This is a genomic window from Aurantimonas sp. (assembly GCF_964217435.1).
GTDB classification, from domain to species: Bacteria; Pseudomonadota; Alphaproteobacteria; order Rhizobiales; family Rhizobiaceae; genus Aurantimonas; species Aurantimonas coralicida.
The window spans coordinates 62,129-83,793 of record NZ_CAXPJM010000020.1 but is presented as its reverse complement, the minus strand read 5'-3'; the positions used below and the strand labels follow the sequence as shown (position 1 = coordinate 83,793).

Annotated in this window: 18 protein-coding genes; 17 read left to right on the top strand and 1 reads right to left on the bottom strand. The window is 69.5% G+C overall.

Features of this window, described 5'->3' with window-relative positions; genetic code table 11:
- Nucleotides 1-87: 87 nt before the first annotated feature.
- The 17 genes from ACEQX1_RS08780 to ACEQX1_RS08700 all read left to right on the top strand — a co-directional run bounded on the left by ACEQX1_RS08780 (nucleotide 88) and on the right by ACEQX1_RS08700 (nucleotide 21,434).
- On the top strand, nucleotides 88-1,089 hold the full coding sequence (locus tag ACEQX1_RS08780; RefSeq protein ID WP_370194188.1) for an adenosine kinase: 1,002 nt from the start codon (nucleotides 88-90) through the stop codon (nucleotides 1,087-1,089).
- An 83-nt stretch (nucleotides 1,090-1,172) separates the two neighbouring features.
- Nucleotides 1,173-2,165: a Gfo/Idh/MocA family protein gene (locus ACEQX1_RS08775; protein ID WP_370194189.1), complete on the top strand. Its 993-nt coding sequence runs from the start codon at nucleotides 1,173-1,175 to the stop codon at nucleotides 2,163-2,165.
- A 146-nt stretch (nucleotides 2,166-2,311) separates the two neighbouring features.
- On the top strand, nucleotides 2,312-3,307 hold the full coding sequence (gene mepA, locus ACEQX1_RS08770) for a penicillin-insensitive murein endopeptidase (protein ID WP_370196735.1): 996 nt from the start codon (nucleotides 2,312-2,314) through the stop codon (nucleotides 3,305-3,307).
- Between the two features lie 141 nt (nucleotides 3,308-3,448).
- Entirely contained in the window at nucleotides 3,449-4,474 is a 1,026-nt protein-coding gene (locus ACEQX1_RS08765; protein WP_024349380.1) for a glucokinase, read from the top strand.
- Between the two features lie 116 nt (nucleotides 4,475-4,590).
- Nucleotides 4,591-5,529, top strand: coding sequence for a glutathione synthase (gene gshB / locus ACEQX1_RS08760; protein WP_024349379.1), 939 nt, complete (start codon nucleotides 4,591-4,593; stop codon nucleotides 5,527-5,529).
- A gap of 122 nt (nucleotides 5,530-5,651) precedes the next feature.
- Nucleotides 5,652-6,239, top strand: coding sequence for an SH3 domain-containing protein (locus ACEQX1_RS08755; protein ID WP_228239208.1), 588 nt, complete (start codon nucleotides 5,652-5,654; stop codon nucleotides 6,237-6,239).
- Nucleotides 6,240-6,339: 100 nt separating this feature from the next.
- Nucleotides 6,340-7,131 carry a 4'-phosphopantetheinyl transferase superfamily protein gene (locus tag ACEQX1_RS08750; RefSeq protein ID WP_370195493.1) on the top strand — a complete coding sequence of 264 codons (792 nt, stop codon included), beginning with the start codon at nucleotides 6,340-6,342 and terminating at the stop codon, nucleotides 7,129-7,131.
- Nucleotides 7,128-7,940: a metallophosphoesterase gene (locus ACEQX1_RS08745; protein ID WP_370195494.1), complete on the top strand. Its 813-nt coding sequence runs from the start codon at nucleotides 7,128-7,130 to the stop codon at nucleotides 7,938-7,940. The genes ACEQX1_RS08750 and ACEQX1_RS08745 overlap by 4 nt, the downstream gene beginning before the upstream one ends.
- Nucleotides 7,941-8,110: 170 nt before the next feature.
- Nucleotides 8,111-9,331: a YeeE/YedE family protein gene (locus ACEQX1_RS08740; RefSeq protein ID WP_370195495.1), complete on the top strand. Its 1,221-nt coding sequence runs from the start codon at nucleotides 8,111-8,113 to the stop codon at nucleotides 9,329-9,331.
- Between the two features lie 242 nt (nucleotides 9,332-9,573).
- Entirely contained in the window at nucleotides 9,574-10,548 is a 975-nt protein-coding gene (locus ACEQX1_RS08735) for an ImuA family protein (protein WP_370195496.1), read from the top strand.
- Complete coding sequence (locus ACEQX1_RS08730) at nucleotides 10,514-12,070, top strand: DNA polymerase Y family protein (protein WP_370195508.1); 1,557 nt, start codon at nucleotides 10,514-10,516, stop codon at nucleotides 12,068-12,070. The genes ACEQX1_RS08735 and ACEQX1_RS08730 overlap by 35 nt, the downstream gene beginning before the upstream one ends.
- Complete coding sequence (locus tag ACEQX1_RS08725) at nucleotides 12,067-15,582, top strand: error-prone DNA polymerase (RefSeq protein ID WP_370196734.1); 3,516 nt, start codon at nucleotides 12,067-12,069, stop codon at nucleotides 15,580-15,582. Before ACEQX1_RS08730 ends, ACEQX1_RS08725 begins: the two co-directional genes overlap by 4 nt.
- A gap of 185 nt (nucleotides 15,583-15,767) precedes the next feature.
- A complete protein-coding gene (gene coxB / locus ACEQX1_RS08720; protein ID WP_370196733.1) occupies nucleotides 15,768-16,781 on the top strand; it encodes a cytochrome c oxidase subunit II in 1,014 nt (337 codons plus the stop codon).
- Nucleotides 16,778-19,339 carry a cytochrome c oxidase subunit I gene (ctaD, locus tag ACEQX1_RS08715; RefSeq protein ID WP_370196732.1) on the top strand — a complete coding sequence of 854 codons (2,562 nt, stop codon included), beginning with the start codon at nucleotides 16,778-16,780 and terminating at the stop codon, nucleotides 19,337-19,339. The genes coxB and ctaD overlap by 4 nt, the downstream gene beginning before the upstream one ends.
- Before the next feature lie 9 nt (nucleotides 19,340-19,348).
- On the top strand, nucleotides 19,349-19,726 hold the full coding sequence (locus ACEQX1_RS08710) for a hypothetical protein (protein ID WP_009211180.1): 378 nt from the start codon (nucleotides 19,349-19,351) through the stop codon (nucleotides 19,724-19,726).
- Nucleotides 19,726-21,018 (top strand): c-type cytochrome, encoded by a 1,293-nt coding sequence (locus ACEQX1_RS08705; RefSeq protein ID WP_370195500.1) that lies wholly within the window; start codon nucleotides 19,726-19,728, stop codon nucleotides 21,016-21,018. The genes ACEQX1_RS08710 and ACEQX1_RS08705 overlap by 1 nt, the downstream gene beginning before the upstream one ends.
- A complete protein-coding gene (locus ACEQX1_RS08700; RefSeq protein ID WP_370195501.1) occupies nucleotides 21,015-21,434 on the top strand; it encodes a metallopeptidase family protein in 420 nt (139 codons plus the stop codon). Before ACEQX1_RS08705 ends, ACEQX1_RS08700 begins: the two co-directional genes overlap by 4 nt.
- Here ACEQX1_RS08700 and ACEQX1_RS08695 read toward each other — a convergent pair.
- Nucleotides 21,380-21,628 carry a hypothetical protein gene (locus ACEQX1_RS08695; RefSeq protein ID WP_370195502.1) on the bottom strand — a complete coding sequence of 83 codons (249 nt, stop codon included), beginning with the start codon at nucleotides 21,626-21,628 and terminating at the stop codon, nucleotides 21,380-21,382. The two genes, ACEQX1_RS08700 and ACEQX1_RS08695, sit on opposite strands and share 55 nt — an antisense overlap.
- Nucleotides 21,629-21,665 lie beyond the last annotated feature (37 nt).

Genomic DNA, 21,665 nt, shown 5'->3' with positions numbered 1-21,665 from the left:
GCCCGCAACGCGGGCCGCGCTTGCCCCGCTGGCCATTTCGGCCTCCGCGGGTTAACCAGACGGCACGCTTCAACGACAGGATGGACCATGGCAGAATACGACGTTCTGACGATCGGCAATGCGATCGTCGACATCATCGCGCGGGCCGACGACGCCTTTCTGGAACGCGAAGGCGTGCAGAAGGCCGGCATGACGCTGATCGACGCCGAACGCGCCGAGCATCTCTACGACGCCATGGGTCCGGGCACTGAGACCTCGGGCGGCAGCGCCGGCAACACCATCGCCGGGCTGGTCAGCCTCGGCGGCACGGGTGCCTATATCGGCAAGGTCGCCAACGACCAGCTCGGCCGGATCTTCACCCACGACATCCGCGCGCTTGGCGTCAAGTTCGACACCACGCCGCTGGACACCACGCCGCCGACGGCGCGCTGCATGGTGCTGGTCACGCCGGATGGCGAGCGCTCGATGAGCACCTTCCTCGGCGCCTGCACCGAGCTCGGGCCGCAGGACATCGACGCTTCGCTCGTGGCCGCCGCCAAGGTCACCTATTTCGAAGGCTATCTGTGGGATCCGCCCCGCGCCAAGGAGGCCATCGTCGCCGCGGCGAAGATCGCCCATGAGAACGGCCGCGAGGTCGCCATGACCCTGTCGGATTCCTTCTGCGTGCATCGCTACCGCGCCGAATTCCTCGACCTGATCCGCTCGGGCACGGTCGACATCGTCTTTGCCAACGAGGCCGAGGCCAAGGCGCTCTACGAGACCGAGGACATGGACGCGGCGATCGACGCGCTGGCCAAGGACGTCAAGCGCTTCGCCGCGGTCACCCGCAGCGAGAAGGGCTGCATCGTGGCCGAAGGCGAGCAGCGGATCACGGTGCCGGCGACGGCGGTCGACAAGGTGGTCGATGCGACCGGTGCGGGCGACCTCTTCGCCGCCGGTTTCCTGCGCGGCTATACGATGGGCCTCGACCACGAGAAATCGGCCCGGCTCGGCGTCGCCTCGGCCGGCCACATCATCGGCCAGATCGGCCCGCGGCCGCAGCTGCCGCTGACCGAGCTGGACGCCGTGAAGGCCGTCCTGAACGGCTGACGGGACCTGCGACCGGCTGTGGCGAGGGGCGGCCGGTCGCGGCAAGGACAATGACGACGAACGACCACAAGGGGGGAACCGGCATGCTGAGATGGGGAATTCTGTCCACCGCCAAGATCGGGCGGGAACATGTGATGCCCGCGATCGCCAAGGCGACCAATGGCCGGCTGGCGGCGATCGCCAGCCGTGACGTGGAGCGGGCGCGCGAAGTCGCCGAGATGTTCAGCATCCCGCGCGCCTATGGCAGCTACAACGAGCTCCTGGCCTCCGACGAGGTCGACGTGATCTACATCCCGCTGCCGACGTCCCAGCACGCCGAATGGACGCTGAAGGCGATCGAGGCCGGCAAGCACGTCCTGTGCGAAAAGCCGATGGGCATGACCGCCGCGGAGATCGCGACGATCGCGGATGCGGCGAAGGCGGCCGGCGTCACGGTGTCCGAGGCCTTCATGGTCACCTACCACCCGCAATGGGCCAAGGTGCAGCAGCTGATCGCCGACGGCGCCATCGGCCGGCTGATGCATATCGAGGCGGCCTTCAGCTACTACAATGTCGACGCCGCCAACATGCGCAACCGGCCCGAGCTGGGCGGCGGCGCGCTGCGCGACATCGGCGTCTATCCCATGGTCACCAGCCGCTTCGCGACCGGCATGGAGCCGGTGCGGGTGCGCGCGAAAGTCGTCACGGATGCCGAGTTCGGCACCGATTCTTTCGTCACCGGCACGGTGGATTTCGGCGACTTCGAGATGAGCCTGTATCTGGGCACCCGTATGGCCAACCGGCAGAGCATCGTCTTCCACGGCCAGGACGGCTTCATCGAGATCGCCGCGCCGTTCAACGCCAGCCTCTATGACGGCGACAAGGTGTTCCTGCACGACCGCACGCACCGCCATACCGAGACCTTCCGCTTTCCCGGCATCGACCAGTACCGGCTGCAGGTGGAGAGCTTCGCCGACGCGATCGCCGGCAAGGGCGCCGAACTGTTCTCGCTGGAATCCAGCCGCCGCAACCAGGCGGCGATCGACGCCCTGTTCGAGGCCGGCCGGACCGGCGACTGGGTCGAGGTTTCCGGCTGACGGCCACGAAAACGGCATAAGCCTGCGGCAGTCTTCGCATGATGATCCGGGCCGGCGTCTCGCCGCGCCCGGACGCCTTCCCGCAAGCCTCGGCCCAACTGCGCCCGATAGGCTCGCGGACGCGACGACGGGGGACGACGAGGCTGATGACGGCAACGGGCAAGACGCGGACACGCACGGCAGCGGGCGCGCTTCTGGTCGCGGCGATGATGGCATGCACGGCCGTCGCGGCCGAGCCGACCGCCAAGCAGATCTTCGGCAGCCAGCATGCGGCGGCGGCCCTGCCCTCGGCGAGCCACGGCTTCTACTCCAAGGGCTGCCTTGCCGGCGCGGCGCAGCTGCCCGCCGACGGCCCGGCATGGCAGGCGATGCGCCTGTCGCGCGATCGCCGCTACGGCCACCCCAACACCATTTCCTTCCTCGAGCGCCTCTCCCGTGAGGCGGCGGCGCGCGGCGTCTGGCCCGGCCTTCTCGTCGGCGACATCTCGCAGGCCCGCGGTGGCCCGATGCCGTCCGGCCATGCCTCGCACCAGATCGGCCTCGACGCCGACATCTGGCTGCAGCCGATGCCGGCCGGCCGGCTGACGCCGGAAGCCCGCGAGAATTTTCCGTTCCGCTCGGTGCTGAAGCCCGGCACCTTCCAGGTCGACGACCGGGTCTGGACCTCGAACTATCGCGACCTCATCCGCATGGCCGCCGAGGACCCCAAGGTGCAGCGCATCTTCGTCCATCCGGGCATCAAGAAGAAGCTGTGCGAGACCTCGGGGCGCGAACGCGCCTGGCTGAACAAGGTCCGCCCCTATTACGGCCATCACGAACATTTTCACGTGCGGCTGTTCTGCCAGCCCGGCTCGCCCGGCTGCACCGCGCAGCGCTCCACCGGCAGCGGCGACGGCTGCGGCGATCTCGACTGGTGGTTCGACGTGGCGTTGCAGCCGCCCAAGCCCGGCGGCAAGCCGGCCAAGCCCAAGCCGCCGATGATGCTCGCCGACATGCCCGACGCCTGCCGTCAGGTCGCCAACGCACCGGCCCGCTTCGACGGCGGCGGCGTGGTGGCCGCCAGCATGGCCGCCCCGGCCGGGGCGCTGGGCTATGCGCCCGAAGTGCGGGTTCCGATCCCGACCAACCGCCCGATCCGCTGACCCGCATCGATCCGTCCTGCGGGCCGCTGCCGGCCCCGCAGGAGGGGGCGGAGCCGGCGCGCGCGGCGGATCGGCGTTTTGCCTTCGTCACGGCAATGGCCTATGTGGCAGTCATACGAATCGATTGAAGCGGGCACTCCCATGGCAGGCAAGCGCGACGAAAACGACGCGTTGAAGTTTCCGGTCCTGATCGGCGATATCGGCGGCACCAATGCGCGCTTTTCCCTGCTGGTCGACGCCTTCGCCGATCCCAAGCCGTTCCCGGTGATCCAGACCGCGGATTTCGAGACCATCGACGATGCGATCCAGGCGACGGTTCTGGACAAGACCTCCATCCAGCCGAAATCGGCGGTCCTGGCGGTCGCCGGCCCGGTGGACGGCGACGAGATCGACCTGACCAACTGTCCCTGGGTGGTGCGGCCCCGCAAGATGCTGGCCGAGCTGGGGATCGAGGAGGTCATCGTCCTCAACGATTTCGAGGCGCAGGCGCTGGCGATCTCCGCACTGGGCGATGCCTCGCGCTCGCAGATCGGTGGCGGCACCGTCCATGAAGGCGCCAGCCGCGCCGTGCTCGGCCCCGGCACCGGCCTCGGCGTCGCCGGGCTGGTGCGCGCCCGCAGCATGTGGATCCCGGTCGCCGGCGAAGGCGGCCATATCGATCTCGGCCCGCGCACGCCCCGCGACTACGCGATCTGGCCGCATCTGAAGACCATCGAGGGACGGGTGTCGGGCGAACAGGTGCTGTGCGGCCGCGGCCTCGTCAATCTCTACGAGGCGATCTGCGCCGCCGACGGCGTCGATCCGGTCCACAGCTCGCCCGCCGAGATCACCGAGGCGGCGGTCAACCGCAAGGACGCGCCGTCGAGCGAGGCCGTCGACCTCTTCGCCACCTATCTCGGCCGCGTCGCCGGCGACATCGCGCTTCTCTTCATGGCCCGCGGCGGCGTCTACATCGCCGGCGGCATCTTCCAGCGCATCATCCCGATCCTGAAGGCCGACCAGGTCCGCGCCGCGTTCGAGGACAAGGCGCCGCACAGCGCGCTGATGCGCGAGATCCCGCTCTTCGTGGTGACCGAGCCGCTGGCCGCGCTGGCCGGCCTCGCCGCCTTTGCCCGCACGCCGCGCTTCTTCGGGCTGGAGACCACCGGACGCCGCTGGGTCGCCTGACCAGGGCCCCGCCCCGGGGCCTTGCCGGCGACGATCCGTCCATTGCCATTGCGCATGCCGCCGCTCGGCGCTACGTCGCAGCGCGGTCGTAACCGTTCCCAGGCGAAGGAAACCCCATGGCGCTCAAAGTCGCGGTCCAGATGGACCATGTCTCCTCGATCTCGATCAAGGGCGATTCCACCTTCGCCCTCTGCCTGGAAGCGCAGAACCGCGGCCACAGCCTGTTCCACTACACGCCCGACCGGCTGTCGCTGCGCGACGGCCGCGCCACGGCCCGCGGCGAGGTGCTGGAACTGCGCGAGGAAGAGGGCAACCATTTCAGCCTCGGGCCCCAGGAAAAGGTCGATCTGGCCGAGATGGACGTCGTCCTTCTGCGCCAGGACCCGCCCTTCGACATGGCCTACATCACCTCGACCCACATTCTCGACCGCATCCATCCGAAGACGCTGGTCGTCAACGACCCGACCTCGGTGCGCAACGCGCCGGAAAAGATCTTCGTCACCGAATTCGCCGATCTGATGCCGGAGACGCTGATCACCAAGGATCCGGAAGAGGTCATGGCCTTCCGCGCCGAATTCGGCGACATTGTCATGAAGCCGCTCTACGGCAATGGCGGCGCCGGCGTCTTCCACATCACCCCGGACGACCGCAACCTGACCTCCTTCCTGGAGACCTTCGGCCTTCTGTTCCGCGAGCCGTTCATCGTGCAGCGCTATCTGAAGGACGTGCGCAAGGGCGACAAGCGGATCATCCTGGTCGATGGCGAGTTCGCCGGTGCGATCAACCGCGTGCCGGCCGAGACCGACACCCGCTCCAACATGCATGTCGGCGGCCAGGCGACCCCGACCGAGCTGACGCCGCGCGAACGCGAGATCTGCGAGCGCATCGGACCGGCGCTGCGCGAGCGCGGCCTGATCTTCGTCGGCATCGACGTGATCGGCGATCTCCTGACCGAGATCAACGTCACCTCCCCGACCGGCATTCGCGAGGTGAAGCGCTTCGGCGGCGCCGATATCGCCGCGGTCCTGTGGGACGCGATCGAGGCGAAGCGCTGACCTTCCTGCCGTTGCGGAAGATGAACGCTGGATAACAGGTGCGTTCGGGAACCGTTCGGACTGACTGTGGCTTACTGCAGCAAGAGAACCGGAGAGGTTCCGGCTCAGTCCGAGGGAACGCCATGAACAAGATGCTCTTTGCAGCGCTCGCGGTCGCGAGCGCCTTCACGCTGCCGGCGAGCGCACAGGCGCAGTCGCGTGCGATCGCCACCACCGACGTCAATCTGCGCGCCGGCCCGTCCACCTCCTATCCCGCCGTCAACGTCGTCGGCGCCGGCGACCGGGTCCGCGTCTTCGGCTGCCTCGACACCCGCGCCTGGTGCGATGTCGGCTATGACGGCCAGCGCGGCTGGATGTCGTCCAACTATCTCGCCGACGCCCGCGAGCGCCGCTATACCGGCCCGCGCTATGTCGACCGGATGGACGCGCCGGTCATCTCCTTCTCGATCGGCCGCTACTGGGACGACCATTATCGCGGCCGCAATTTCTATCGCGACCGGGACCGCTACGACGACCGCCGGGGCCGCGACCGCCGCGACTTCGATCGCCGCGACGACCGGCGTGATGCCCGTCGCGATGCCCGCCGGGACTTCCGCGAAGACCGGCGTGACGACCGGCGCGAATTCCGCGAGGACCGGCGGGACGATCGTCGCAACTATCGCGAGGAGCGCCGCGACGAACGGCCGGTGCCCCTCTACCGGGTGGACTGAGGCCTCCCCACATTGAACGATGATCGAGGCGCGGGCGCCCCCCGCGCCTCGATGCTTTTGCGGCCCGCAGTTCCCGGCCGCCGTGCCGCCGAGGACCGCCTTGCCACCGATCGATCCCACCACCAGCGCCCCTGCCCTGCCGGAGAACGGTGTCGCCATCTGGCTGACCTTCCTGGCCGATATCGGCGACAGCGAGCGCGCTGCCTATCGCAAGCTCCTCGACCCGCATGAGACCGAGCGCCACGACCGCTACAAGGTGGCCGGCGCCCGCGACGAGTTCCTGGTCGGCCGGGCGCTGGTCCGCACCACCCTGTCGCGCTACCGCGACATCGCGCCCGCCGACTGGCGCTTCGAGACCAACCGCCATGGCCGGCCGGCGATCGTCGGCGAGGCGGCGGGCGGCCTCGTGTTCAACCTCTCCCATACCCGCGGCCTCGTCGCGCTGGCCGTCTCCAGGGGCTGCGAGATCGGCGTCGACGTGGAGGCGGTCGGCCGGGAAAGCGCCACCTTCGATCTGGCCGGGCGCTATTTCTCGCCGTCCGAAGCCGAATGGGTGCGCGCGGCGACCGGCCCGGCGCTGGCCGAGCGGTTCTTCGCGGTCTGGACCCTGAAGGAGGCCTATATCAAGGCCCGCGGCATGGGGCTGGCCCTGCCGCTGGACGGCTTCTCCTTCACGCTCGACGACGCCACCGACCGGCCGACCATTGCCTTCCATGAAGGCTGCCCGGACGATCCGGCCCGCTGGGCCTTCCTGCGCCGGAGCGTCTCGGACGACCATCGCCTGGCCTTCGCGGCCTCGCCGCCGGACCGGATCGACAGCGTGCGCTTCCTGCGCACCGTTCCGCTGTCGGACTCCGTCAACGACATCGATGCCACGGACGGCGCATCGTGAAGCTCTTCGCCGTCGCCGACTTGCATCTCGGCCACCCGGCCAATCGCGAGGCGATCCACGAGATTGCCGCGCATCCGGACGACTGGCTGATCCTCGCCGGTGACGTTGGCGAAACCGAGCGCCATCTGGACCTGGCCCTCGACGTCCTGCAGCCGAAATATCGGCAGGTCGTCTGGGTGCCGGGCAATCACGAACTCTGGGCCGTGGCCTCGGAGGGCGTGCCGCTGCGCGGCGAGGCGCGCTATCACCACTTCGTGGAACGCTGCCGGGCCCGCGGCGTGCTGACGCCGGAGGATGATTATCCGGTCGTTGCCATCGACGGACAGGACGTGCGCATCGTGCCGATGTTCCTGCTCTACGACTATTCCTTCCGGCCCTTCGATGTCGCCCATGAGGACGCCGTCGCCTGGGCCCGCGAGGGCGGGCCGGTCTGCTCCGACGAGCAGTTCCTGCCGGCCGATCCCCATGCCAGCCGCAGCGCCTGGTGCGCGGCGCGCGTGTCGGCGACCGCGGCCCGCCTCGACGGGCTCGACGACGGCGTGCCCAACATCCTCGTCAACCACTGGCCGCTACGCCGCGATCTGGCCCGCCTGCCGCGTATTCCGCGCTTCTCGATCTGGTGCGGCACCACCCGCACCGAGGACTGGCACACCCGCTACAACGCCCGGGCCGTGATCTCCGGCCATCTGCACATGCCCTCGTCCAAGACTATCGACGGCGTCGCCTTCGAGGAGGTCTCCTTCGGCTATCCCAAGCAATGGCGCGGTCGCCGCGAACCGGCCGACGCGCTGCGCCGCATCCGGATGTAGCCGGCTCACGAAAGCCTCACGGCGCCCGAGATGATGCGCTTGGCGCGGATCGGCCCTTGCGGGGAACAATCTTCGCCTCCTGCTGCCCGGCGGAGCATGCTGTGCGTCGTCGGTCCCGCAGCCCGACCCTATCTGTCGTCGCAACAGCTTGCATTTCCACGGAGACATCCATGTCGCAGATCACCATGGCGGGCCGCGCCCCCGGCAGCGGCGCCGTGAGCCCGGCCGCCTGGGTCGCGCTCGGCCTCGCCCTCATCGGCGCGCTGGGTCTCGCCTTCGGCCAGAGCCCGCGCATTGCCGCGCTCTTCGTCGTCGGCGGCGCCTTCGGCCTCGTCCTCTACCATGCCGCCTTCGGCTTCACCTCGGCCTGGCGCAACTTCATCCGCGACGGTCGCGGCCGGGGCCTGCGCGCCCAGATGGTGATGCTCGCCATCGCCGTCGCGCTGTTCTTCCCGGCGCTGGCCGCCGGCAGCCTGTTCGGCCAGGAAGTCTCGGGATTCGTCTCGCCGGTCGGCACCTCGGTGCTGGTCGGGGCGTTCATCTTCGGCATCGGCATGCAGCTGGGAGGCGGCTGCGCCTCCGGCACGCTCTACACCGCCGGCGGCGGCAATGCCCGCATGCTGATCACGCTGGCCTTCTTCATCATCGGCTCGCTGCTGGCGACGATCCATTTCGACTGGTGGATGGCGCTGCCGGCCTTCGAACCGGTCTCGGTCGTCGACAGTGTCGGCGCGCCGCTGGGCATCGTTCTGTCCTTCGCCATCTTCGCGGCCATCGCGGTGGTGACGATCCTCGTTGAAAAGCGCCGCCATGGCGGGCTGGAGCAGGCCGACGCCCCGAAGCGCCACGGTCTGGCGCGCTTTGCCCGCGGGCCGTGGCCGCTGGTCGCCGGCGCCATCGCGCTGGCGCTGCTCAACTTCGTCACGCTGGCGCTGGCCGGGCGCCCCTGGGGCATCACCTCGGCCTTCGCCCTGTGGGGCGCCAAGCTGTCGGAACTCGGCGGCGTCGATCCCTCCGCCTGGTCCTACTGGCAGCAGCCGGGCAATGCGACGGCGCTATCCTCCAGCATCTTCGCCGACATCACCTCGGTGATGAATTTCGGCATCATTCTCGGCGCCCTCCTTGCCGCGGCCCTTGCCGGCCGGCTGGCGCCGAACTTCGCCATTCCGCTGCGCTCCATCCTGGCCGCGGCGATCGGCGGACTGATGCTGGGCTATGGCGCGCGAATCGCCTTCGGCTGCAATATCGGCGCCTATTTCGGCGGCATCGCCTCGGGCAGCCTGCATGGCTGGCTGTGGCTGGTCGCGGCCTATGCCGGCTCGGTTCTCGGCGTGCGCCTGCGGCCGTTCTTCTTCGTCGGCGAACGGCCGCACGTCACCAAGGGCGCCTGACCGCACCCACCATCCACAGACCTTTCGAAAGGCCGCCGCGACACCCTCGCGGCGGCCTTTTTGCGTGGTTGTCGCAAGCCAGAGGATTAGGAATCCTGCCCTTTCCGGAAACGGCGCTCGGGCCCTGAGCAGACTCGGCTTGACTCTCCAGGGCCGCTCTGGAATCCATAGGAACATATCAGGAACAAACCTCTTGGTGAGGCGGAGCGATCGCGAATCCCTTGTGATCGAAGGAGAATCCTATGGCCTCGACCGATCCCGCCGCGCTGACCGCCCCCCGGCGCGCGGCCCCGCCCGCGCCCGTTCGCCTGTATGGCACGGACCGGGACTTTGCTAGGAATCGTGCCCTGTCGGAGCTGCGCGAGCGCATCGCGCAGATCGAGGGCGAGCCGGTCTGCCGGCTGGAAAACACCGCTGCGGACACCCGCCGCCAGGGCGACGCGGCAGCCGTGCGGCGCGCGGCGCCGAAGCTCCTGTCGCTCGGCGACGCGGCGGCCGATACGGCGCTCGGCGGCGGCTTTCCGGCGGCGGGACTGGCCGAAATCCATCTCGACGAGACCCGCGACGGCGGCTCGCTCGCCGGCTTCGCGCTGGCGCTGGCGATCCGCTTCGGCGCCCGCCCCGGCCGGCCGCTCCTGTGGATCGGCGACATGATGGCGTTTTCCGAGGCCGGGCTTCCCTATCTGCCGGGGCTCGCGAGCTTCGGCCTCGACCCCGCCGCGCTCTGCCTCGTCAAGACCCGCAAGCTCGACGAGGCGGCCTGGGCCGGCGAGGAGGCCGCCACCTCGCGGGCGCTGGCCATGGCGATCCTGGAAGTGCGCGGCAATCCCGCCCGGCTCGGCCTCGACGGCACCCGGCGACTGCATCTGCGCGCCCGCGACGCCGGCCTGCCCCTGCTGCTCCTGCGCCAGAGCGCCCGTCCCGAGGCCACCGCCGCGCCGCTGCGGCTGCGGATCCGACCGGGGCCGGCGAGCCGCGTCGCCGACCTGGCCGATCGCGACAAGCTCATCGGCCACCCGGTCTTCGACGTCACGGTGGAGAAATCCCGCGACGGTCGCCCGCAGCATGTAGTCCTGGAGTGGAATTCCCATGAGCGACGTTTCGGCCCCCCGGCCCGTTCCGAACCGCTATCTCGCCCTGTCGTTTCCACGGCTGTCGACGGACCGGATCCGGCGCGAGCGGATGGGACGGTCGTGGCGCTCCGACGCGCCTCGTAAGGGAGCGGCCGACGACGACGATGGCGAAAGCGGCCGCCCGGCGCCGCTGGCGCTCTACGAGACCGTCGGCAACGCCAACCGCATCGTGGCGACCTGCGAGGCGGCCGAGGCCATGGGTCTGGCGGCCGGCAGCGGTCTGGCCGAGGCAAAGGCGCGGTTTCCGGACATGGAGGTCATGCTTGCCGACCCGGCCGCCGACCGGCGGCTGCTGGAGGCGGTCGCCGACTGGTGCGACCGCTACACGCCGCTCGTCGCCCTCGACGCGCCGCACGGTCTCGTCCTCGACATTTCCGGCTGCGCCCATCTCTTCGGCGGCGAGAAGGCGCTGATGGACGATCTCCTGGTGCGGCTGTTCCATCAGGGCCTCGCCGCCCTAGCGGCGATCGCCAGCCATGCCGGCACGGCCCTGGCGCTGGTCGGCGGCGGCAGGGGGCGCGGCGGCGCCATCGTCGCCGAGAACGATGAGCTGGCCGCGGTTTCGCCGCTGCCCGTCGCCGCGCTGCGGCTGGAGCCGCCGGTCGCGGCGATGTTTCGCCGCCTCGGCCTGAAGACCATCGACGCGCTGCTGGCGCTGCCCCGCGCCGGGTTGGCGCGGCGCTTCGGCGAAGATCTCCTCGCCCGTCTCGATACCGCGCTCGGCCGCGCCTCCCGGCCGATCAGCCCGCGCCGGCCGGTGCCGGACCTGACCGCCGAGCGGCGATTGTTCGAGCCGATCAGCCTGACCGACGACGTCGAGCGCATCCTCCTGCTGCTGGCTGCGCGCCTGAAGGGCGATCTGGAGCGGCGCGGCGTCGGGGCGCGGCAGCTCGAACTGTCGCTGTTTCGCGTCGACGGCGCGGTCAACCGGCTGGTGGTCGGCGCCTCGCGGCCGGTGCGCGAACCCGCCGCCATCCAGCGCCTGTTCCGCGAGCGCATGAAGGGGCTCGGCGAGGAGTTCGACGCCGGCTTCGGCTACGATCTCGTCAAGCTCGCCATCTACGCCACCGAGCCGATGCCGGACCTGCAGACCGACCTGTCCGGCGAGACAGTCGGCAGCGACGCCTTCGGCAGCCTCGTCGACCGGCTCGGGGCGCGGCTCGGCGAGGCCAGCGTCCTGCGCCTCGACGCCGTCGCCAGCCACTGGCCCGAGCGGGCCGAGCGCTGGCGGCCGATGGCGGCGGGCGCGGCGGCGCTGGCAAGGCCGGCACCGGTCGCCGCGCCGCAGACGGCGCCGCGGCCGCTGCGGCTGCTCGCCATGCCGGAAGCGATCGAGGCGAGCTTCGAGGTGCCGGACGGCGCGCCGCTGAAGTTTCGCTGGCGCCGGGCGCTGCACGTGGTGCGCCGCGCCGAGGGGCCGGAACGCATCGCCGGCGAATGGTGGCGCCAGCCCGACGCGGCGGCCCGCGACTATTATCGGGTCGAGGACGAGGCCGGCCGCCGCTTCTGGCTGTTTCGTGAGGGCTGCGCCGATCCGGCCGTCGACCCCGAACTGCAGGTGCCGGACGGGCGCCCGGCCTGGTTCCTGCACGGCATCTTCGCATGAGGATCGAGCCTTATCGCGAGCCCCGGGCCTTTCCCGAGATCGGCGTCGCCAGCTGCTTTTCCTTCCTTGCCGGCGCATCGCAGCCGGAAGAGCTGGTGGTCACCGCCCACCGCCTGGGGCTTGCCGGTCTCGGCATTGCCGACCGCAACACCGTGGCCGGCGTCGTGCGCGCCCATCAGGCCGCCCGCGAGGCGGAACTGCCCTATGCGCCCGGCGCCCGGCTGGTGTTTTCCGACGCGACGCCCGACATCTTCGCTTATCCGCGCGATCGTGCCGGCTGGGGCCGGCTTTGCCGGTTGCTCAGCCGCGGCAATCTGCGGGCAACCAAAGGAAGCTGCATCCTCACCCTTGCCGACCTTCTGGAATGGGGCGAGGGGCTGAACCTCGCGATGATCGCGCCGCAGGCGCTTGGCTGCGGCCAGGACGGCGATGCCGCGGCAATGGAGGCCGGCCTCGCCGACCCGCTGCACCGGCTACGCGAGGCCTTCGGCGGCGCCGTCCGCCTGGCCGTCGCGCCGGCCCATGACGGGCTCGACCAGCGTCGCATGGCGCGGGCCGCGCATCTGGCCGCGCGCTGCCGCACGCCGATGCTGGCCACCAACGACGCCTTCCACCACGCGCCCGGCCGGCGGCGGCTGCAGGACGTGATGACCGCGATCCGCGAGCATGTGCCGCTGGCCGAGGCCGGCTTCCTTCTGGCGCGCAATGCCGAGCGGCATCTGAAGGCGCCGCACGAGATGGAGCGGCTGTTCCGCCATTATCCCGAAGCGATCGCCGAGACCGGCCGGTTCTTCGCCGAGCTGCAGTTCGACCTGAAGAGCCTTGCCTACGAATATCCCGACGAGGCGCTGAAGCTGTCGCGCTCGCCGGCCGAGGAGTTGCGTCACCTCGCCCATGAGGGCGCCCGCTGGCGCTATCCGGAGGGCGTGCCGGCCAGCGTGACGACGCGGATCGACTACGAGTTGAAGATCATCGGCGAATTGCAGTACGAGCCGTATTTCCTCACCGTCCACCACATCGTGAAGGGCGCTCGCGAGAAGGGCATCCTGTGCCAGGGCCGCGGCTCGGCGGCCAATTCCGTCGTCTGCTTCTGCATCGGCGTCACCGAGGTCTCGCCGGAGCGGGCCGGCCTCCTGTTCGAGCGCTTCATCTCCTCGGACCGGCGCGAGCCGCCGGACATCGACATCGACTTCGAGCACGAGCGCCGCGAGGAGGTGATCCAGTACATCTACGAGCATTACGGCCGCGACAACGCCGCCATCGCCGCCACCGTCATCACCTATCGGGCGCGCTCGGCCGCCCGCGAGGTCGGCAAGGCGTTCGGCCTGTCGGAAGATGCCGTCTCGGCCCTGTCCGGCTCGGTCTGGGGCTATTCCTCCGCCGATCTCGGCGAGCGCGAGGCCGCGGCCGCGGGCCTATCGGCCAAGGACGCCACCACCGCCAACGTCCTGTCCTTTTCCGCCGAGCTTGCCGGCTTTCCCCGGCATCTGTCCCAGCATGTCGGCGGCTTCGTCATCACCAAGGGCCGCATCGACGAGGTGGTCCCGATCCTCAACACCGGCATGGAGGGGCGCACCATCGTCGAGTGGGACAAGGACGATCTCGACGAGCTCGGCATCCTGAAGATCGACATCCTGGCGCTGGGCATGCTGTCCTGCCTGCGCCGGGCCTTCGATCTCCTGCAGCAGCATTACGACCTGCCGCTGACGCTGGCCGATCTGTCGAAGGCCCAGGACGACCAGCCCACCTATGCGATGATCCAGCGCGCCGACACGCTCGGCGTCTTCCAGATCGAGAGCCGGGCGCAGATGACCATGCTGCCCAAGCTGCGGCCCGACTGTTTCTACGATCTGGTCATCGAGGTGGCGATCGTGCGGCCCGGCCCGATCCAGGGCGACATGGTCCACCCCTATCTGCGCCGCAAGATGGGGCTGGAGCCGGTCACCTTCCCCAAGGAGGAACTGCGCGAGGTGCTCGGCCGCACCCTCGGCGTGCCGCTGTTCCAGGAACAGGCGATGAAGATCGCCATCGTCGCGGCGGGCTTCACGCCGAACGAGGCCGACCGGCTGCGCCGCGCCATGGCGACCTTCCGGCGGGTCGGCACCATCCACACCTTCCAGAAGAAGATGGTCGAGGGCATGGTGGCGCGCGGCTACGAGCGCGACTTCGCCGAGCGCTGCTTCAAGCAGATCGAGGGCTTCGGCGAATACGGCTTTCCCGAAAGCCACGCCGCCTCCTTCGCGCTGCTGGTCTATGCTTCCTGCTGGCTGAAATGCCATTATCCGGACGTCTTCGCCGCCGCCCTCTTGAACGCCCAGCCGATGGGCTTCTACGCCCCGGCGCAGATCGTGCGCGACGCCCGCGAGCACGGGGTCGAGATGCGGCCGGTCGACATCAATCGCTCCGACTGGGACCAGACACTGGAGGCTGCCGCCTTCGACCCCGGGCGGATGAAGGCCCGCAATGCCAGCATGCGCGACCATATCCGCACGCGCCATGCGGTCCGTCTCGGCTTCCGGCAGGTGAAGGGCCTCGGCGAGGCCGACATGCGCACGCTGGTGGCTGCGCGGGGCGCGGGCTACGATTCCGTGCGCGATCTGTGGCTGCGCTCGGGGCTGAAACGCGCGACCATCGAGCGGCTGGCCGATGCCGACGCCTTCGCCTCGCTGGGCTACAGCCGCCGCGACGCGCTGTGGGCCTGCCGGGCGCTCGACGCCAAGGGCTCGTCGGAGCGGCTGCCGCTGTTCGAGCAGGCGGCGACCCGCGACCTGCAGGCCGAGCCCGACGCCACGCTGCCGCCGATGCCGGTCGGCGAAGAGGTGATCAACGATTATCGCTTCCTGTCGCTGTCCCTGAAGGCGCATCCGGTGAGCTTCGTGCGCCGCGACCTCGAGGCCCTGCGGGTCATCCCCGACGAACGGCTGGAGCGCCTGCGTTCGGGCAGCTGGGTCACGGTCGCCGGCCTCGTCCTGATCCGCCAGCGGCCCGGCTCGGCCAAGGGCGTCATCTTCATGACCATCGAGGACGAGACCGGCACCGCCAACATCATCGTCTGGCCGAAGGTCTTCGAAAGCCACCGCGCCCTCGTCCTGGGGGCCCGTTTCGTCAAGGTGACCGGCCGGATGCAGTCCGCGTACGGGGTCATCCATGTCGTCGCCCAGACCATCGAGGACCTGACGCCGCTCCTGATGCGCGTTGCCGATGGCGGCGCGACGACGGACTACGCCCTGGCCCCTGCCGATCACGTGAAGAGCCCGTTGCGGCGCCCCTCCAGCCGTCCGGCGGGCCTTGCCCCCGATGCGGCGAAGGCCGGCGACGTGGATGCGGCGGAGCTCGCCGTCTCGCTCGGCGCCGCCCTTGCCCGCGCCGACGAGGTGCGCCGGCCGATCGACGAGAAGCGGCTGGCCCACCGGCACCTGCGCATGGTGGCGGCAAGCGACGGCCCGATCCAGCGCAGCATGGCCGAACGCCAGAGCCGGGAGGTGCTGCCCAAGGGTCGCAATTTCCAATGATCCGGCCTGCTGAGAGCGATGTGGGCCCGGTCGTCACTTTCGTTCTGGCCGAAGCCCGGACGGCGCCTATCTGCCGATAAGGGCGCCACGAGGGGCGTCCGGAAATCCGGCGACCGCGCCATATCGAAAGGATGACGATGCCGGCATCGCGGCCGCTCACGACCGGGACCTCCAGCCGTCGCAGATTGCCCGCCGCCTTGCGGCCGGGCCGGCTCGCGCGTCTCGCCACCCTGGCCGGACTGGCGCTCCTGGCCGGTTGCGCCGGACCGCAATCGGTCTTCGAGGGCGCCGGCGCCGAAGCCACCGACGTCGCCTTCCTGTTCTGGGTCATGCTGGTCGGATCGGTCGCCATCTGGCTGTTCGTCATCGGGCTCGGCATCTACGCCACCAAGACCCGGCCCCGCGCCCATAGCGAGCGCACCGGCCTCTACCTGATCATCTGGGGTGGCGGTGTCTTTCCGGTCGTCGTCCTCGCCGGCCTCCTGATCTGGGGCCTGGCCATGATGCCGGAGCTGCGCCGCCCCGCAAACGGGCCGACCATCGCGGTTTCAGGCGAGCGCTTCTGGTGGCGCATCTCCTATGATGTCGAGGGCGAGCCGGGCGCAGTGCGCAGCTTGCCCGCCGGCGGCGTCGAAAGCGCCAACGAGCTCTGGCTGCCGCTGGGCCGGCGCACGGAGATCCTGCTCGGTAGCCCCGACGTGATCCATTCCTTCTGGGTCCCCGCCATTGCCGGCAAGACCGACGCGATTCCAGGTCGGGTCAACCGGCTGGTGCTCGAGCCGACCCGCGAAGGCATCTACAACGGCGTCTGCGCCGAATTCTGCGGCGACGCCCATACCCAGATGGGCCTGCGCGTCGTGGTGGTGCCGCAGGCCGAATACGACGCGCGCGTCGCGGCCCTGGCCCAGCCGGCCGCCATCACCGACGATCCCGGCGCGGCGCTGTTCCTGAAGAATGGCTGCGGCGCCTGCCATACGGTCCGTGGCACCGAGGCCGACGGCCGCGTCGGCCCGGACCTCACCCATATCGCCTCGCGCCAGACCATCGCCGCCGGCCTGCTGCCGACGAATGTCGCCAATATCGCCCGCTTCATCCACTCCACCGATCACGTCAAGCCGGGCGTCGAGATGCCGTCCTTCGGCGTCCTGCCGGACACCGAGATCGACGCGATCGCCCAATGGCTCGGACGCCTCGAATGAGCGAGATACCCTTCGACAACCCGGCGATCACCGGCGCGAGCGATCGCGACCAGGAGGATCCGGCCGTCCGCCGCGAGCAGGAGGACCGGCTGCGCACGGTCTGGGCCGCCCCCAAGGGCTGGCGCTACTGGTCGGCGGTCAACAACACCGAAGTCGGCATCTGGTACACGGCGACCTCCTTCGCCTTCATGCTGTTTGCCGGCGTTCTCGGCCTGATGATCCGCAGCCAGCTGGCGGTGCCCGACAACGACTTTCTGACCGCGTCCTTCTACAACCAGGTCTACACGCTGCACGGCACCGTGATGATGTTCCTGTTCGCGGTGCCGATCTTCGAGGCCGTGGCGATCATCCTGTTGCCGCAGATGCTGGGGGCGCGCGACCTGCCGTTCCCGCGCCTGTCGGCCTTCGGCTACTGGTGCTTCCTGATCGGCGGCGTCTTCGTCTGCGGCTCGATCTTCTTCGATTCGGCCCCCGAGGGCGGCTGGTTCATGTATCCGCCGCTGACGACGCAGGAGCGGTTCTCGCCCGGCTACGGCCCGGACATCTGGCTCTTGGGCCTGTCCTTCATCGAGGTCGCCTCGATCGCCGCCGCGGTCGAGCTGATCGTCGGCACGCTCAAGTGCCGGCCGCCCGGCATGCGGCTCAACCTGATGCCGCTCTACGGCTGGTACGTGCTGGTCGTCGCCGGGATGATCCTCTTCGCCTTCCCGCCGCTGATTGCCGGCGACATCCTGTTCGAGCTGGAGCGGCTGTTCAACTGGCCCTTCTTCGACCCGACGCGCGGCGGCGACCCGATGCTGTGGCAGCATCTGTTCTGGATCTTCGGCCATCCGGAAGTCTACATCGTCTTCCTGCCGGCCATCGCCCTTCTGGCGATGATCGTGCCGACCTTCGCCCAGCGGCCGATCCTCGGCTATTCCTGGATCGTGCTGGCGGCCGTCGGCACCGGCTTCCTGTCCTTCGGCCTGTGGGTCCACCACATGTACGCCACGGGCTTGCCGTCGATCTCGCTCGGCTTCTTCTCGGCAGCCTCCGAGGCGGTGGCGATCCCCACCGGCGTGCAGATCTTCGTCTTCCTGGCGACGCTCCTGACCGGCCGGGTGATCTATTCGGTGCCGATGCTGTTCGTCTCCGGCTTCCTGGCGATCTTCGTCATCGGCGGGCTGACCGGCGTGATGATCGCGCTGGCCCCCTTCGACTGGCAGGCCCACGATACCTATTTCATCGTCGCCCATCTCCATTACGTGCTGATCGGCGGCATGCTGTTTCCGCTGCTCGCCGGCGTCTATTATTACTGGCCGCTGATCGGTGGGCGAAAGCTGTCCGACCGCTTCGGCAAGATCGCCTTCTGGCTGATGTTCGTCGGCTTCAACGTCGCCTTCATGCCGATGCACTGGTCCGGCCTGATGGGCATGCCGCGACGGGTCTGGACCTATCCGGAGGCGCTGGGCCTCGGAATCCCGAACCTGATCTCGACCATCGGCGCCTTCGTCTTCGCCGCCGGTTTCCTGGTGGTCGTGGCCGATGTCCTGCGGCCGCGCGGCAAGGAGCCCTATGCCAAGCGCAATCCCTGGAACGCCGGCACGCTGGAATGGCTCGGCGAGATGCCCGGCGAAGCCTGGGGCGTGCGCTCGATTCCGCTGGTGCGCACCCGCTATCCGATCTGGGACCAGCCGAACTTCATCGACGACGTCGACAAGGGCCGGTTCTATCTGCCCGACGCCGTCGAGATGAAACGCGAGACCATCGTCACCAGCGTCCTCGACGGCCGGCCGATCCAGTGCCTGCGGGTGCCGGGGCCGACCTTCATGACCTTCTGGGCGGCGATCTTCCTCGGCGCGGTCTTCATCCTCGCCACCTTCCACTACTGGTACGCCACCATCGCCGCGATGGTGCTGGCGACGGCGGCGATCATCCTCTGGCTGTGGCGCGGCACCGCCGTCGTCCCGGAGAAGATGGAGAAGGACGTCGGACGCGGCCTGTCGCTGCCGCTCTATACGTCGGGCCCGCATTCGGTCGGCTGGTGGGCGATGTTCATCACCATGATCGGCGACGGCACCGCCTTTGCCGGGCTCGCCTTCGGCTATTATTTCTTCTTCACCATCCATGCCGACTTCCCGCCGCCGGTCTCGGAAGGCCCGGGACTGCTCTGGCCGCTGGTGTCGCTGGGGCTGTTCGCGGCGGCCTGGATCGGCGCGCAGGCGGCGCTCGTCGCCAACAGCCGCGCCCATGTCGGCCTGTCGCGGCTTCTGATGGGCGGTGCGGCGGCGATCAGCCTGGCGGCCGCGGCGGCCCTGGTCTGGGCGCCCTACGCCACCAACATGGACCCGACGGTCCATGTCCATCCGGCGATCGTCTGGACCCTGGTCATCTGGACCGCTGCCCATGGCGCGGTCGGCGCGCTGATGCTGGCCTACTGCCTTGCCCGTTCGCTGGCCGGCAGGCTGACGCCGGTCTTCGACATCGATATCCACAATGTCGCGCTTTACTGGCACTTCATGGCCGCGACCGCGTTGGCAACCGTGGTGACGATCTCGCTCTTCCCGCTCTTGGTCTAGGAGGCGAACATGTCGGTCGACAAACGCACCTATGACGATCTGTGGACGCTGATCGCGGCACCGCTGGTCTGGGCGCTGCACTTCCTGTTCAGCTACACGGTGGCGGCCTATGCCTGTGCGCCCCAGAGCTGGCTGTTCAAGGATCTTGCGACGGCGCGGATCGCCATCGGCGTCGTCACGCTCCTGTCGCTGCTGGCCATCGCCTACGGCTTTCGCCGCGCCTGGCGGGACTGGTCGGCCGGGGGCGGCGGCCATCGCCACGATCGCGACACGCCGGAGGACCGCGAGCGGTTCCTGGAATTCTCGACGCTGCTGCTCGCCGCCCTGTCCTTCGTCGGCGTCATCTTCGACGTCCTGCCCGTCATCATGATCGCGGACTGCCGGTAATGCGCAAGCGGATCGATTTCATCCTGACCTGGAAGCGGATCGGCGCCGCGGCGGCCGCCGGCGTCGTCGCCGCCTTCGCCCTCGGCTGGTCCGGCATGGTGCCGATCTCCGCCTCCTCCGGGCATTTTCCGCCCTTCGGCTGGTTCCTGCACTGGGTGATGGGCAACGCCGCCGAAAAGCAGTCGCTGGCGGTCAGCGTTCCCGACGATCTCGACCTGTCCGACCCGGCGCTGGTCAAGCGCGGCGCCGGGCATTTCGCGACCGGCTGCGCTGTCTGCCACGGCAGCCCGGTCGAGGCCCAGTCGCCGGTCGTCCTGTCGATGACGCCGCACCCGCCGCGCCTCGAGGGACGTGTGCCCGAATGGTCGGACCGCGAGCTGTTCTGGATCGTCCAGCACGGCATCAAATATACCGGCATGCCGGCCTGGCCGACGCAGGCCCGCGCCGACGAGGTCTGGGCGCAGGTGGCCTTCCTGCGCGCCCTGCCCGGCATGTCGCCCGCCGCCTATGACGATCTGGCGCTGGCGAGCGGCGCAGATGGCGGGCTCGACGGCAGCAATGGCGCGCAGAACGCCATCCTGTCCAACGGCGCCGAACTCGCCTTCGAGGACGCGCTGGCCGATTGCGCCCGCTGCCACGGCCGCGACGGCTATGGCCGCGGACCTGACGGCGCTTTTCCGGTTCTGGCCGGACAGCCGGCGGATTATCTTCTGGCCAGCCTGCAAGCCTATTCCAACGGCGAACGCGCCAGCGGGTTCATGCAGCCGCCGGCCCGGCGCTACGATGCCGAGATGCTGGCGCGTCTCGCCGAGCATTTCGCCGCCGTCGAAGGACCCGGCAGCCCGGCGGCGACGGGTGGGGTCGGAACAGACGCAGCCGCAGCGACGCCACCTGCCGAAGCGCCGAAGACCGAGACCGAACGCGCCGTGCCGGAGGAAGCGGCATCGGGCCCGCCCGACACGCGCGAAGGGCTCCTGGCGCTGGGCCGACGGCTTGCCGAAGACGGCCTGCCGGAGCGCAAGCTGCCGGCCTGCGAAAGCTGCCACGGCGCCGATGGCGCCAATCGTGAGCCTGCCCGCAACGCCGTCTATCCGCGGCTGGCCGGCCAGCCCGAATGGTACCTGAAGACCCAGTTGCATCTGTGGAAGGAGGGGGAGCGCGGCGGCACCGCCTATGCCCATGTCATGACGAACATCGCCAAGCACCTCACCGAGGAGCAGATCGAGGCCGCCGCGGCCTGGTACGGCCAGACCGCGCCCGGCGACGGCCGACATCAGGAGATCCGCCCATGAACGGCGCGACGCCCGCGGATTGGGAAGGGCGGATGGCGCCGGGCCTCGACGTGATCGAGGCCATCGCCATCAAGGCCTATGGCGAGCTGCCGGCCGAGTTCCGGGCCCTGTCGGGCGAGATCCGCTTCCTCATCGCCGAGTTTCCCGACGACGACGTCGTCAAGGAGATGGCGCTCGACAGCCCCTTCGACATTCTCGGCCTGTTCGAGGGCCGCGGCATCGGCGATCTCGGCAGCCCGGTCACCGGTGAACTGCCGAACCGGATCCTGCTCTATCGCCGGCCGATCCTCGATTACTGGGCCGAGCACGAGGAGACGCTCGGCAGCCTCGTCTCACATGTCCTGATCCACGAGATCGGCCATCATCTCGGCCTGTCGGACGAGGACATGGAGGCACTGGAGGATTCGGTCGCCTGACGCCGTCGCCGCTTGCGCCAGCCCAGAAACGCCAGCACCGCCAGGGTGCCGGTGACGATCGAGACGGTCATCGGCATGGCAAGCGCCAGCAGCGCGAAGACCGTCAGGCAGGCGGCGCCGAACAGGCCCAAGGCGGCACAGCCGATGCCGTAGCCGACGGCCGATTCCAGATGGCGTTTCGTTGCGTCCGGCATGGCGGTCCCGCGATCCGGCGATCCCGCCGAACCGCTT